This is a genomic window from Pseudomonas japonica (genome assembly GCF_900188455.1).
In the GTDB taxonomy this organism is placed as follows: Bacteria; Pseudomonadota; Gammaproteobacteria; order Pseudomonadales; family Pseudomonadaceae; genus Aquipseudomonas; species Aquipseudomonas japonica.
Genome location: NZ_FZOL01000012.1, coordinates 123,438 through 137,639 on the forward strand (window position 1 = coordinate 123,438; position 14,202 = coordinate 137,639).

At 66.2% G+C, this 14,202-nt stretch carries 11 protein-coding genes and 3 tRNA genes; all 14 read left to right on the plus strand.

The window, feature by feature from the left end; all coding sequences use genetic code 11:
* Positions 1 to 100 precede the first annotated feature (100 nt).
* The 14 genes from CHB99_RS16235 (at position 101) to CHB99_RS16300 (ending at position 14,179) form a co-directional block, all read left to right on the plus strand.
* Positions 101 to 1,111 (plus strand): aspartate-semialdehyde dehydrogenase, encoded by a 1,011-nt coding sequence (locus tag CHB99_RS16235; protein WP_042122232.1) that lies wholly within the window; start codon positions 101 to 103, stop codon positions 1,109 to 1,111.
* Between the two features lie 170 nt (positions 1,112 to 1,281).
* Positions 1,282 to 4,374 carry a motility hub landmark protein FimV gene (locus CHB99_RS16240; RefSeq protein WP_042122229.1) on the plus strand — a complete coding sequence of 1,031 codons (3,093 nt, stop codon included), beginning with the start codon at positions 1,282 to 1,284 and terminating at the stop codon, positions 4,372 to 4,374.
* Between the two features lie 261 nt (positions 4,375 to 4,635).
* On the plus strand, positions 4,636 to 5,508 hold the full coding sequence (truA, locus tag CHB99_RS16245; RefSeq protein ID WP_084702566.1) for a tRNA pseudouridine(38-40) synthase TruA: 873 nt from the start codon (positions 4,636 to 4,638) through the stop codon (positions 5,506 to 5,508).
* 37 nt (positions 5,509 to 5,545) lie between these two features.
* Complete coding sequence (locus CHB99_RS16250; RefSeq protein WP_042122227.1) at positions 5,546 to 6,166, plus strand: phosphoribosylanthranilate isomerase; 621 nt, start codon at positions 5,546 to 5,548, stop codon at positions 6,164 to 6,166.
* Positions 6,167 to 6,443: 277 nt separating this feature from the next.
* Positions 6,444 to 7,364, plus strand: coding sequence for an acetyl-CoA carboxylase, carboxyltransferase subunit beta (gene accD, locus CHB99_RS16255; protein ID WP_042122226.1), 921 nt, complete (start codon positions 6,444 to 6,446; stop codon positions 7,362 to 7,364).
* A complete protein-coding gene (folC, locus tag CHB99_RS16260; protein WP_042122223.1) occupies positions 7,361 to 8,647 on the plus strand; it encodes a bifunctional tetrahydrofolate synthase/dihydrofolate synthase in 1,287 nt (428 codons plus the stop codon). The genes accD and folC overlap by 4 nt, the downstream gene beginning before the upstream one ends.
* Before the next feature lie 4 nt (positions 8,648 to 8,651).
* A complete protein-coding gene (locus CHB99_RS16265) occupies positions 8,652 to 9,350 on the plus strand; it encodes an SPOR domain-containing protein (RefSeq protein WP_042122222.1) in 699 nt (232 codons plus the stop codon).
* 98 nt (positions 9,351 to 9,448) lie between these two features.
* On the plus strand, positions 9,449 to 10,003 hold the full coding sequence (locus CHB99_RS16270) for a CvpA family protein (protein ID WP_042122220.1): 555 nt from the start codon (positions 9,449 to 9,451) through the stop codon (positions 10,001 to 10,003).
* Positions 10,004 to 10,044: 41 nt separating this feature from the next.
* Positions 10,045 to 11,550, plus strand: coding sequence for an amidophosphoribosyltransferase (gene purF / locus CHB99_RS16275; protein ID WP_042122218.1), 1,506 nt, complete (start codon positions 10,045 to 10,047; stop codon positions 11,548 to 11,550).
* A gap of 16 nt (positions 11,551 to 11,566) precedes the next feature.
* Entirely contained in the window at positions 11,567 to 12,778 is a 1,212-nt protein-coding gene (locus CHB99_RS16280) for an O-succinylhomoserine sulfhydrylase (protein ID WP_042122216.1), read from the plus strand.
* Positions 12,775 to 13,548: an SDR family oxidoreductase gene (locus CHB99_RS16285; RefSeq protein WP_042122215.1), complete on the plus strand. Its 774-nt coding sequence runs from the start codon at positions 12,775 to 12,777 to the stop codon at positions 13,546 to 13,548. The genes CHB99_RS16280 and CHB99_RS16285 overlap by 4 nt, the downstream gene beginning before the upstream one ends.
* 224 nt (positions 13,549 to 13,772) lie before the next feature.
* Positions 13,773 to 13,848 (plus strand) — tRNA-Val (locus CHB99_RS16290).
* 79 nt (positions 13,849 to 13,927) lie between these two features.
* Positions 13,928 to 14,004: transfer RNA gene (locus tag CHB99_RS16295), tRNA-Asp, on the plus strand.
* Between the two features lie 98 nt (positions 14,005 to 14,102).
* Positions 14,103 to 14,179: transfer RNA gene (locus CHB99_RS16300), tRNA-Asp, on the plus strand.
* Positions 14,180 to 14,202: the final 23 nt, after the last annotated feature.

The window sequence follows — 14,202 nt, forward strand, 5'->3', positions numbered from 1 at the left end:
GCGGGCAATGCCCGCTCCCACAGGTTTTGTGTGCACCGCCGAACCTTGTGGGAGCGGGTGTTGCCCGCGATGACGCCCTCAAGGCCAGAGGAACATCCAGATGACCCAGCCCCTCGACATCGCCGTGATCGGCGCCACCGGCACCGTCGGCGAAACCCTCGTGCAGATCCTCGAAGAGCGGGATTTCCCGGTGGGCACCCTGTACCTGCTGGCCAGCAGCGAATCCGCCGGCAGCGCGGTGACCTTCCGCGGCAAGAACCTGCGCACCCGCGATGTCGACGAATTCGACTTCGCCAAGGTCCGCCTGGCCTTCTTCGCCGCGGGGCCCGCGGTTACCCTGAGCTTCGCCGCGCGGGCCACGGCCGCCGGCTGCACGGTGATCGACCTGGCCGGTGCGCTGCCTGCCGAGCAGGCCCCGGCGGTCGTTCCGGAGGCCAACCCTCAGGTGCTCGCCGCGCTGCCGACACCGGCGGTCATCCACAGCCCGAGTGCCGCCGCGGTGGCCCTGGCCGTGGCGCTGGCGCCGCTGAAAGACCTGCTGACCCCGCTGCACGTCAATGTCACCGCCTGCCTGGCCGTTTCCGCCCAGGGCCGCGAGGCGGTCAGCGAGCTGGCCCGGCAGACCGCCGAACTGCTCAATGCCCGTCCGCTGGAGCCGCGCTTCTTCGACCGGCAGATGGCCTTCAACCTGCTGGCCCAGGTCGGCGCCAGCGACGAACAGGGTCATGGCTTGCTGGAGCGTCGCCTGGTGCGCGAGTTGCGCGAACTGCTCGGCATGCCTTTACTCAGCATTTCAGTCACCTGCGTTCAAGTCCCGGTGTTTTTTGGCGATAGCTACACTGTGACGCTGAATACCAGCGAAGCGGTGGATCTGCTCGCGGTGAATGCGGCGCTGGAAGCGGCCGACGGCGTAGAGTTGGTGGAGGCGGGGGATTATCCGACACCGGTCGGCGATGCCGTGGGGCAGGACGTGGTGTATGTCGGGCGGGTGCGCGGCGGTATCGACGAATCGCGCCAGCTCAATCTCTGGCTGACCACCGACAATGTGCGCAAAGGCGCGGGTTTGAACGCCGTGCAGTTGGCTGAATTGTTGATAAAAGACCTTGTGTAAAAGATACTTGGCAACACTTTGCCCACTGACCGTTAAATGCCGCCGGCAACTTGCCCGCGGCCAATAATGGCAGTTTGAACATGACTGCGATCATGTCGTTTTTATTAGCCTCACGGCGGTTCTTCACTTCTTCTCGTGTGCCGGGGAAGTTTCAAACAAAGGATGAGGTCATGCTTCGAATTCGCAAACTGGTGTTAGCAATAGCCGCCGCGTCGGCGCTGTCTTCCGGTATGGCGCATGCCCTCGGCCTGGGCGAGCTGACCCTCAAGTCGGCCCAGAACCAGCCACTCAATGCTGAAATCGAACTGCTCGACGTGCGCGACCTGAGTCCCGCCGACCTCAAGCCGAGCCTCGCGCCGGCGGAAGAGTTCGCCAAGGCCGGCGTCGAGCGCCCTCCGTTTCTCAATGACCTGACCTTCACCCCGGTGATCAACCCGGCCGGCAAGAGCGTGCTCAAGGTGACCTCCAGCCAGGCGCTGCCGGAGCCGATGGTCAAGTTCCTGGTCCAGGTCATGTGGCCGCAGGGCCGCCTGCTGCGCGACTACAGCGTGCTGCTGGATGCCTCCAAGTTCTCCCCGGAAACCGCCCAGGCCGCCTCCGGCGTGACCCCGGCGGCCACTGCCCCGACCAACTACACCACCGTGCGCCGCGACACCCTCTGGGAAATCGCCTCGCGCTCGCGTCAGGGCGGCTCGGTGCAGCAGACCATGCTGGCGATCCAGGCGCTCAACCCGGATGCCTTCATCAACGGCAACATCAACCAGTTGAAGACCGGCCAGGTCCTGCGCATGCCGGACCAGCAACAGATCCAGAGCGTCCCGCAGGCCCAGGCGGTGAAAGAGGTCAACGAGCAGTACGCCGCCTGGCGCCAGGGGCGTCGCCTCGGTCCGCAGGCGCGCCAGCTCGATGCCACGCGCCGCGACGCCGCCCAGGCCGCGCCGGCGCGCATCGCCGAGCAGGACAACCTCAAGCTGGTCGCTCCCGGTGGCAAGGGCCAGGGCAGCGACAAGGCGCTGAGCGACAAGCTGGCGATGACCCAGGAAAACCTCGACAGCAGCCGCCGTGAAGGCGACGAACTGAAAAGCCGCGTGGCCGATCTGCAAAGCCAGCTGGACAAGCTGCAGCGCCTGATCGAGCTGAAGAACGATCAACTGGCCCGCCTCGAAGCGCAGAGCAACGCCCCGGCCGCTCCGGTCGCCAGTGCGCCGGTGATCGACGCGCAGTTGCAGGCCAATCCGGCGCCGGCCGCCGAGCCGGTGGTGCCAGCGCCGGCCGCGGTCGATACCGAGCCGCAGCAGGTCACCCCCCCGGCAGCGCCTGAAAGCGCCGCCGCGCCAGCTGTGGAGGAGGGCGAGAACAAGGGCCTCGACGGCATTCTCGGCAACCCGCAGATGCTTGCGCTGATCGCCGGCTCCGCGCTGCTGGCCCTGCTTCTGCTGATCCTGCTCCTGGTGCGCAAGCGCAAGGCCCAGCAGGAAGCGGAAAAACACATGCGCATGGCTCGCGCGCTGGCTGAAGAAAGCGAGCTGGGTCCAGACCTGGACCTGCCGCCGAGCAGCTTCGACGGTCTCGACATGGCACCGCCGACGGTCAAGCTGGCGCCCGCCGTGGTGGCCGCCTCCGCCGCCGCGGCCACCGCTGCCGAGCAGGTCAGCGAGCCGCGCGCCGCCGAGCCGAAAATCGATCCGTTCATGGCCGAGATCGACGATTGCATTGCCCACGGGCGCCTGATGCAGGCCTCCAACCTGCTGGAGCCGGCGGTGGAGAAATTCCCGCAGCGCAGCGACCTGCGTCTGAAACTGATGGAAGTCTACGCACGCCAGGGCGATCGCGACGGATTCGTCAGCCAGGAGCGCCAACTGCAGGCCAATCCGCACAACCTTGCCGAAGTCGACTCGCTGAAGAGCCGTTTCCCGACCATGGTCGCCCTGGCGGCCGCGGCTGCCGGCGCCGCCGTGGCCTCTGGCCTGGACGAGAAATTCGTCGAGGAACTGATGTCCGACGAGCCGCAGGCGCAGGCGGATGCCGACCTGCCCGCCGATGATGAGCTGGACAGCGCCTTCGACCTGAGCCTCGACGACCTCGATGGCCTGGAACTGGAAGCGCCGGCCGACCAGGCCGCGGTCGAGGCCAGCAGCCAGGCCCCGGCCGAGCCGTCGCTGGACGATCTGGATTTCGACACGCTGCTGCAGGACAACCCGGAAGCACCGCAGGCCGAACCACCACAACTGGAGCCTGAGCCAGCCGGCCTTGCCGACGACCTGGACTTCGACAGCCTGCTGCAGGAACACACCGCGGCCCAGGCTGCCGAGCCGGCGCCGCAGGTCGAGCCCGAGCCGCCGGTGGTCGACGACCTGGACTTCGACAGCCTGCTGGAGGAGCACACCGCGGCCCAGGCCAGCGAACCGCAAGCGCCTGTCGAGCCTGCCGCGGTCGACGACGACCTGGACTTCGACAGCCTGCTGGAGGAGCACACCGCGGCCCAGGCCAGCGAGCCGCAAGCGCCTGTCGAGCCCGCCGCGGTCGACGACGATCTGGACTTCGACAGCCTGCTGCAGGAGCACACCGCGGCCCAGGCCAGCGAACCGCAAGCGCCTGTCGAGCCCGCCGCGGTCGAGGACGATCTGGACTTCGACAGTCTGCTGCAGGAACACACCGCCGCCCAGGCGCAGCCAGAGCCGGAGCCGGAGCTGTCGGCGCTCGATGACGACCTGGACTTCGATGCCCTGCTCGACGAGCACACCAAGGTGCAATCCACCGCCACCGACGACCTGGCCGACTTCGACCTGAGCGTTCCCGACGAGGCGCCGAGCGTCACCACGGAAAACCGTCCGCCGCTGGATATCGAAGCGGAGCTGGCGGCCTTCGACAACGACCTGGGCCTGGAAGCCGACCTGCCGGACCTGGAGCTGCCCGACGATTTCGACCTGTCCCTGCCGGGCGAGGACGACGCCGCGTCGAAGCACTTCGCCGCCGAACTGGACAACGTCAACGCCGAGCTGGACAAGCTCTCCGCCAGTCTGGAGACCCCGTCGCTGGAGCCGCACTTCACCGCCGAGGACGCGGCCAGCCTGGCGCCGGAAGACGAGGAGTTCGATTACCTGTCCGGCACCGATGAAGTCGCCACCAAGCTCGATCTGGCCCGTGCCTACATCGATATGGGTGACCACGATGGCGCCCGCGACATCCTCGACGAGGTCTACAAGGAAGGCGACCAGGACCAGCGTCGCGAGGCCAACGAGCTGCGCTCCAAGCTGTCCTGACGCGGCCGCTTCACGCGGACCTCGTAGGAGCGTGGCTTGCCCGCGAAAGGACCGCAACGCGGTCCTATCCTGGCGAACATTTCCGGGACCGCTGTGCGGTCCTTTCGCAGGCAAGCCAGCTCCTACAGGTCCTTTCGCGGGCAAGCCGCGCTCCTACAGTTGGTTCGCGGGCTAGCCCATTCATGCATCGCGCACAGGCCCCCGCGGCTGTCGTTGTCGTTATAATCGCCGCCATTGCGTAACCGACAGGCTCTAAATCCCTTGGAAATCATCGAAAACCCCGCCGAAGTCGCGGCCGAAGGCTATTCCCGCATCGCCCTGGGCGTCGAATACAAAGGCACCCGCTACCGTGGCTGGCAGCGTCAGGGCGACGGCGTGATCAGTGTCCAGCAGACCCTCGAGGAGGCCCTGTCGAAAGTGGCCGCCGAGACGATCACCGTGCAGTGCGCCGGACGCACCGATGCCGGGGTTCATGCCAGCGGCCAGGTGGTGCATTTCGATACCTGCGCCGTGCGCAACCCCAAGGCCTGGACCATGGGCGCCAACAGCCATCTGCCCCATGACATCAGCGTGGCCTGGGCCGAGCAGATGCCGGCGCACTTCCATGCCCGCTTCAAGGCGTTCGCCCGGCGTTATCGCTATGTGATCTACAACGACCAGATCCGTCCGGCGCACCTCGGTGACCAGGTCACCTGGAACCACCGGCCGCTGGACGTGGAGCGCATGGCCGCCGCGGCCGCGTATCTCATCGGTACCCATGACTTCAGCGCCTTCCGCGCCGGGCAGTGCCAGGCCAAGTCGCCGATCAAGACCATCCACCACCTGCGGGTCACCCGCCACGGCAAGATGATCGTCCTCGATATCCGCGCCAGCGCCTTCCTCCACCACATGGTGCGCAACATCGCCGGGGTACTGATGACCATCGGTGCTGGCGAGCGGCCGATCGAGTGGGTGGGCGAGGTACTGGCCAGCCTCGACCGGCGTGCCGGCGCGCCGACCGCGCATCCTTTCGGCCTGTATCTGGTGCAGGTCGAATACCCCGAGGAGTTCGCGCTGCCCCGGCGTTTCATCGGGCCACACTTCCTCACGGGTTTCGATGCCCTGACGGCTGACGACCCTGTGGTCATTTGCTAACATCCGGGACTTTCGCTTCGTTGGAGATTCCCTGGCCATGTCTGCCGTTCGCAGCAAGATCTGCGGTATTACTCGCGTGGAAGACGCGCTGGCCGCGGCCGAGGCGGGGGCTGACGCCATCGGGCTGGTGTTCTACGCCAAGAGCCCGCGGGCGGTGAATGTGCAGCAGGCGCGGGAAATAATCGCCGCCCTGCCACCGTTCGTGACCACCGTGGGTCTGTTCGTCAACGCCAGTCGCTGCGAACTGAACGAGATCCTCGAAGCCGTACCGCTGGACCTCCTGCAATTCCATGGCGACGAAACCCCCGCCGATTGCGAAGGCTTCAACCGGCCGTGGATCAAGGCCCTGCGGGTGCGCCCCGGCGATGACCTGGAAGCGGCCTGCAAGCTGTACGCGCGGGCCAGCGGCATTCTGCTCGACACCTATGTGGCCGGCGTTCCCGGCGGTACCGGCGAAGCGTTCGACTGGGCGCTGGTGCCGGAGCACCTGAGCAAGCCGATCATCCTCGCCGGCGGTCTCTCGCCCGCCAACGTCGGCGCGGCCATCGCTCAGGTCCGTCCCTGGGCCGTGGACGTCAGCGGCGGGGTGGAGCAGGCCAAGGGCATCAAGGACCCGGCGCGCATCCAGGCGTTCCTCGCCGCGGTGCGCCAGGCGTGATGCGTGTCGATGTGACGGCGGCCGGCAAGGCATCGTCCATAGCTTTCGCAGCCCGTTGCTGCCTGGTCAGGCCCGCGGGCCGGCCGAATTTCACGGTCGGCGCCGCTGGCGTCGCCCATACAGGTTGACGATGAGTCGCATTCCGCAGGATCTGGCGCCCAGGGCGCGGCGGCGGTTGCGGCTGATCTTCGCGACATACACGAATTTTCAAGCTCAAGGGCATACGCGCGACCCGGCATCCATTGCCTGCCGGCCGCCGCTACTGGAGAAATAAAGCATGAGCAACTGGTTAGTAGACAAACTGATCCCATCGATCATGCGTTCCGAGGTGAAGAAGAGTTCGGTTCCCGAGGGCCTGTGGCACAAGTGCCCGTCCTGCGAGGCCGTGCTGTACCGTCCGGAACTGGAAAAGACCCTGGACGTCTGCCCCAAGTGCAACCACCACATGCGTATCGGCGCCCGCGCGCGCCTGAACATCTTCCTCGATCCGGACGGCCGTAACGAGCTGGGCGCCGAGCTGGAACCGGTGGACCGCCTGAAGTTCCGCGACGGCAAGAAGTACAAGGACCGCCTGGTCGCCGCGCAGAAGTCGATCGGCGAGAAGGACGCGCTGATCTCCATGAGCGGTACCCTGATGGGCATGCCGATCGTGGTCAGCGCCTTCGAATTCTCCTTCATGGGCGGCTCCATGGGCGCCGTGGTCGGCGAGCGCTTCGTCCGGGCCGCCAACTACGCCCTGGAAAACCGTTGCCCGATGGTCTGCTTCTCCGCTTCCGGCGGCGCGCGCATGCAGGAAGCGCTGATCTCGCTGATGCAGATGGCCAAGACCTCCGCCGCCCTGGCGCGCCTGCGCGAAGAAGGCATTCCGTTCATCTCCGTGCTGACCGACCCGGTCTACGGCGGCGTTTCCGCCAGCCTGGCGATGCTCGGCGACGTCATCGTCGGTGAGCCGAAGGCCCTGATCGGCTTCGCCGGCCCGCGGGTGATCGAGCAGACCGTGCGCGAGAAACTGCCGGAAGGCTTCCAGCGCAGCGAGTTCCTGCTGGAGCACGGCGCCATCGACATGATCATCCACCGCGCCGAGCTGCGTTCGCGCCTGGCCACGATCCTGGCGCAGATGACCGGCAAGCCGACGCCGAAGCACGTGCCATCGGCCGTCGACGCCGTGGTCGTACCGCCGGCGCCTGCCACCGTATGACCCAGCGCACCCTTGGCGACTGGCTCGCCTATCTGGAGCAACTGCACCCGTCGGCCATCGACATGGGCCTGGATCGCTCCCGAGAGGTGGCGACCCGGCTCGGGCTGGGCAAGCCGGCGCCACGGGTGATCACCGTCACGGGGACCAACGGCAAGGGTTCGACCTGCGCCTTCATCGCCGCGCTGCTCAAGGCGCAGGGGCTGAAGGTCGGGGTCTACAGTTCGCCGCACCTGCTGCGCTACAACGAACGGGTGCAGATCGACGAACGCGAAGTCGACGACCAGCAGCTCTGCGAGGCCTTCGCCGCGGTCGAGGCCGCCCGTGGCGAAATCTCCCTGACCTACTTCGAAATGGGCACCCTGGCGGCCTTCTGGCTGTTCAGCCGCTCGGCGCTGGACGCCGTGGTTCTCGAAGTCGGTCTGGGCGGGCGCCTGGATGCGGTCAACCTGGTGGACGCCGACCTGGCCGTGGTCACCAGCATCGGTGTCGACCATGCCGACTGGCTGGGCAATACCCGTGAGTCGGTGGCCTTCGAGAAGGCCGGCATCTTCCGCCAGGGCAAGCCTGCCTTGTGCGGTGACCTCAACCCGCCACAGCCTTTGCTGGACAAGGCGCGCGAGCTGTCCTGCGGATTCTTCCTGCGCGGACGCGATTTCGACCTGGCCTACACCGAGCAGCGCTGGCAGTGGCGCGGCGTCGATGCGCGTGGTGCCGAGGTCGAGCTGCGCGACCTGCCGCTGCTCGACCTGCCGATGGAAAACGCCGCCCTGGCCCTGCAGGCCTATCTGCTGCTGGATCTGCCGTGGGACGCCGGGCGGATCACCCAGGCCCTGCAGGATGCGCGGATCGTAGGGCGCCTGGACCGCCGCCAGTTCGTCTGGCAGGGCAAGCGCCTGAATATTCTCCTGGATGTGGGGCACAACCCGCATGCCGCGGACTACCTGGCCGAGCGTCTGGCCGCGCGGCCGGTGGCCGGCCAGCGCCTGGCGGTGTTCGGCCTGCTGGCGGACAAGGACCTGGACGGGGTGATCCGGCCGCTGTTGCCGCACGTCGGCAACTGGGCGGTGGCTACACTGGAGACTGCGCGCAGTCGTCCGGCGACGGAGCTGCAGGCCGCGCTGGAGAACCTTGGCGCTTCGGTGCAGTCTTACTCCTGCGTCGCGCAGGCCCTGGAAGGGCAGTGCGCGCGGGCGACGGCGGATGACGAAATCCTGCTGTTCGGATCATTTTTCTGTGTCGGCGAGGCCTTGCAGTGGCTGAGCCGGCAGGCCATGGAGGACTGAGTCAATGGCGGGGCTGGACAAGGTGATCAAGCAACGGATGGTCGGTGCGCTGGTGCTGGTGGCGCTGGCGGTGATTTTCCTGCCGATGCTGTTCACCAAGGAAGACGAACTGCGTCAGGTCCAGGTCGAAGCGCCGCAGGCGCCGGCGGCCCCGACCTTGCCGCAGGTCCAGGTGGAACCGGTGCAGGTGCCGGAGCCCCAGGTCATTCCCGACGCCAGTGTGGCCAGCCAGCCGCAGACGGCACCGAGCACGCCGATCGCTCCGGCGCCGTCCGCGCCGGTGGCCTCGGCACCCGTTCAGGAGGCACCGAAGCCGAGCACGCCGGTTCCGACGCCAGCGCCAGCCACCAAACCGGCGCCTGCCCCGGCGGTTGCCGCCGCGCCAGCCAAACCTGCCGCTCCCGTGGCCGCCCCGGCACCGGCGCCGACCCAGGCCTCGGCCAACAAGGTCGACCCCAATGGCCTGCCGGTCAGCTGGTCGGTGCAACTGGCCAGCCTGTCCAACCGCGCCAGCGCCGACAGCCTGCAGAAAACCCTGCGCAGCCAGGGCTACAACGCCTATATCCGCTCCGCGGACGGGATGAACCGGGTGTTCGTCGGGCCGGTCATCGAGCGCGCCGAGGCCGAGCGCCTGCGCGATGTCATCAGTCGCCAGCAGAAACTCAAGGGTTTTGTGGTGCGCTTCCAGCCCGAGCGTGGCTGAAACCTGCCGTCCAGCCCGCGCCGGACGGCAAATCACCGCTTACCCATAGTCCCTCGCTCTGGTAAAATGCGCGGCCTCAACCGTTTGCAGGCAACACCGTGGCATTTACCTGGGTCGACTGGGCGATTCTCGCGATCGTCGCCATTTCTTCGCTGATCAGTCTCAAGCGCGGCTTCGTCAAGGAAGCCCTGTCGCTGCTCACCTGGATCGTCGCCGGTGCGATGGCGTGGATGTTCGGCGGCTCCGCCGCGCAGTATCTGGACAGTTACATACAGACGCCATCGGCCCGGGTCATCGGCGGATGCGCCATCGTCTTCGTCGCCACCCTGCTGGTGGGGGCGATGATCAATTTTCTTCTTGGCGAGCTGATTCGCGTCACCGGGCTGTCCGGGACCGATCGCTTTCTCGGCATGGCCTTCGGCGCCGCCCGCGGCGCCTTGCTGGTGGTGGTGGCCGTCGGGCTGCTGAGCCTGGGGCCGGTACAACAGGATCCGTGGTGGCAGGAGTCGCGACTCTTGCCACAATTTCTATTGGTGGCTGACTGGTCGAAGAACCTCATCCTGGGGTTGACCAGCCAGTGGCTAGCCAGCGGGATCAGCGCTCCGGTTGATCTCCCGTTCAAGGAACAGCTCCTGGGGCCAAAAGCTCCGTGAGCACCGTTCAATCCAGTTTCATTAAGTAGGGGTTGCGTCGCATGTGTGGCATCGTCGGTATCGTCGGTAAGTCGAACGTCAATCAGGCGCTGTATGACGCGCTAACCGTCCTCCAGCACCGCGGCCAGGACGCTGCCGGTATTGTGACCAGCCATGATGGCCGGTTATTCCTGCGCAAGGACAACGGCCTGGTCCGTGACGTCTTCCAGCAGCGCCATATGCAGCGCCTGGTCGGCCACATGGGCATCGGCCACGTGCGCTATCCAACCGCGGGCAGCTCGACCTCGGCCGAAGCCCAGCCGTTCTACGTCAACTCGCCGTATGGCATCACCCTGGCGCACAACGGCAACCTGACCAACGTCGAGCAGTTGGCCAAGGAGATCTACGAGTCCGACCTGCGCCACGTCAACACCAACTCCGACTCGGAAGTCCTGCTCAACGTCTTCGCCCATGAGCTGGCGGTGCGCGGCAAGCTGCAACCGACCGAGGAAGACGTGTTCGCCGCGGTCGCCGATGTGCACAACCGCTGCGTCGGCGGCTATGCCGTGGTGGCGATGATCACCGGCTACGGCATCGTCGGCTTCCGCGACCCCAACGGTATCCGCCCGATCGTCTTCGGCCAGCGTCACACCGACGAAGGCGTCGAGTACATGATCGCTTCCGAAAGCGTGTCCCTGGACGTCCTCGGCTTCACCCTGATCCGCGACCTGGCGCCGGGCGAAGCGGTGTACATCACCGAGGAAGGCAAGCTGCACACCCGTCAGTGCGCGACCAACCCGAAACTCTCGCCGTGCATCTTCGAGCACGTCTACCTGGCCCGTCCCGACTCGATCATCGACGGCGTCTCGGTGTACAAGGCGCGTCTGCGCATGGGCGAGAAGCTGGCCGAGAAGATCCAGCGCGAGCGTCCGGACCACGACATCGACGTGGTCATCCCGATCCCGGACACCAGCCGCACCGCGGCCCTGGAACTGGCCAACCACCTGGGCGTGAAGTTCCGCGAAGGCTTCGTCAAGAACCGCTACATCGGCCGTACCTTCATCATGCCGGGCCAGGCCGCGCGGAAGAAATCCGTGCGCCAGAAGCTCAACGCCATCGAGCTGGAATTCCGCGGCAAGAACGTGATGCTGGTGGACGACTCCATCGTCCGCGGCACCACCTGCAAGCAGATCATCCAGATGGCCCGTGAAGCCGGCGCGAAGAACGTGTACTTCTGCTCGGCCGCTCCGGCCGTGCGCTTCCCCAACGTCTACGGCATCGACATGCCGAGCGCCCACGAGCTCATCGCGCACAACCGCAGCACCCAGGATGTCGCCGACCTGATCGGCGCCGACTGGCTGGTCTACCAGGACCTGCCGGACCTGATCGAAGCGGTTGGCGGCGGCAAGATCAAGATCGAGCACTTCGACTGCGCGGTATTCGACGGCCAGTACGTCACCGGCGACGTCGACGCTGCCTACCTGGAGCGCATCGAGCGAGCGCGCAACGACCTCGCCAAGGCCAAGAACCAGGCGGTCAGCGCGATCATCGACCTACACAACAACTGATAAAGGGAGCAGCGGCATGACACAGGAATGGGATGCCGGGCGCCTGGACAGCGACCTCGAAGGGGTCGCTTTCGATACGCTGGCGGTACGCGCCGGCCAGCATCGCACGCCGGAAGGTGAGCACAGCGATCCGCTGTTCTTCACCTCCAGCTACGTGTTCCGTACCGCGGCCGATGCCGCGGCGCGGTTCGCCGGCGAGGTTCCAGGCAACGTCTATTCACGCTACACCAACCCCACCGTGCGGGCTTTCGAGGAGCGCATCGCCGCCCTGGAGGGCGCCGAGCAGGCGGTGGCGACTTCCACCGGCATGGCCGCGATCCTCGCCACGGTCATGGCCCTGTGCAGCGCTGGCGACCATGTGCTGGTCTCGCAGAGCGTGTTCGGTTCGACCATCAGCCTGTTCGAGAAGTACTTCAAGCGCTTCGGCGTGCAGGTCGACTACGTGCCGCTGGCCGATCTGAACGCCTGGGAGCAGGCGATCAAGGCCAATACCAAGCTGCTGTTCGTCGAGTCGCCGTCCAATCCGCTGGCCGAACTGGTGGACATCGCCGCGCTGGCGGAAATCGCCCACGCCAAGGGCGCCCAGCTGGTGGTGGACAACTGCTTCAGCACCCCGGCCCTGCAGCAGCCGCTGCAACTGGGCGCGGACATCGTCGTGCACTCGGCGACCAAGTTCATCGACGGCCAGGGCCGTTGCATGGGTGGCGTGGTCGCCGGTCGCAGCGAGCAGATGAAGGAAGTGGTCGGCTTCATCCGTACCGCCGGTCCGTCGCTGAGCCCGTTCAACGCCTGGGTCTTCCTCAAGGGTCTGGAGACGCTGAACCTGCGCATGCGCGCGCACTGCGCCAATGCCCAGGAACTGGCCGAGTGGCTGGAGCAGCAGGACGGCATCGAGAAGGTTCACTACGCCGGGCTGGAAAGCCATCCGCAGCACGACCTGGCCAAGCGCCAGATGAAGGGCTTCGGCGCGGTGGTGAGCTTCGAGGTCAAGGGTGGCAAGGAGGGCGCGTGGCGCTTCATCGACGCCACCCGGCTGATCTCGATCACCGCCAACCTGGGTGACAGCAAGACCACCATCACCCACCCGGGCACCACCTCCCACGGCCGTCTGTCGCCGCAGGAGCGTGAAGCCGCCGGCATCCGCGACAGCCTGATCCGCGTTGCCGTGGGTCTGGAAGACGTGGCCGACCTCAAGGCCGACCTCGCTCGCGGGCTGGCCGCGCTGTGATCGACTGGTCGGTTGCCGAGAGCAGCCATAACGGCCGCGTGGCGCTGGTCACCGGCGCCGCTCGCGGCATCGGCCTGGGCATCGCCGCCTGGTTGATCGCCGAGGGCTGGCAGGTGGTGCTGACCGACCTTGACCGCGTGCGCGGAAGCAAGGTCGCCAAGGTGCTGGGCGACAACGCCTGGTTCGTCGGCATGGATGTCTCCGACGAGGTCCAGGTGACCCTCGGCGTGGCCGAAGTCCTCGGCCAGTTCGGTCGCCTCGATGCACTGGTGTGCAACGCGGCGATCGCCGATCCGCACAACACCACCCTGGAAAGCCTCAGCCTGCAGCACTGGAATCGCGTGCTGGCGGTCAACCTGGGCGGACCGATGCTCCTGGCCAAGCATTGCGCGCCTTACCTGCGCGCGCATTGCGGGGCCATCGTCAACCTGACCTCGACCCGTGCGGGTCAGTCCGAACCGGATACCGAGGCCTACGCGGCGAGCAAGGGCGGCCTGCTGGCGCTGACCCATGCCCTGGCCATGAGCCTGGGCCCGGAGATCCGGGTCAATGCGGTCAGTCCCGGCTGGATCGATGCCCGTGATCCTTCCGTACGGCGTGCCGAACCCCTCAGCGAGGCCGACCATGCCCAGCATCCGGCGGGCAGGGTAGGGACGGTGGAAGACGTGGCGGCGGCGGTGTCCTGGTTGCTGTCGAAGAATGCCGGGTTCGTCACCGGCCAGGAGTTCGTCGTCGACGGCGGCATGACCAAGAAGATGATCTACCAGTAACCGCCGGAGTTTCTGGCGGTTCGTGGTTGTGAAACGGCAAGTTTGTGCTACCGCTCGCGGTCGAGAGGGATACGGGGAAAACGCTTTTTTTGCCCTTTTTGAAAAAAACTTCAATGGGGGTATTGACTTAGGTTCGTTACCTGCGTAAATTTCGCGGCCTCAGCGAAGCAAACGAAACAAAGCGAAACAGCAACAACGTGACGCGATGGGACGTAAGTTACGAAGGGTGATTAGCTCAGCCGGGAGAGCATCTGCCTTACAAGCAGAGGGTCGGCGGTTCGATCCCGTCATCACCCACCACTTCCTGAGATTGTTCCTGACCCGGATCGCTTCGAAAGAAACGGTCTACCAGAGAGGAACAGGACGCAAGTCCACATGCGCAGCGGTAGTTCAGTCGGTTAGAATACCGGCCTGTCACGCCGGGGGTCGCGGGTTCGAGTCCCGTCCGCTGCGCCACTTTTCTCCAGATCGCTCGATGAGCGGTTTGAGGTCCGAAGGCACCGAAGCCTTCAGGCCAGATCCCAGTTTCAAACGAACGCAAGTTCGTGCGATACGCAGCGGTAGTTCAGTCGGTTAGAATACCGGCCTGTCACGCCGGGGGTCGCGGGTTCGAGTCCCGTCCGCTGCGCCATATCGAGCTTCCAGGGCCCACTG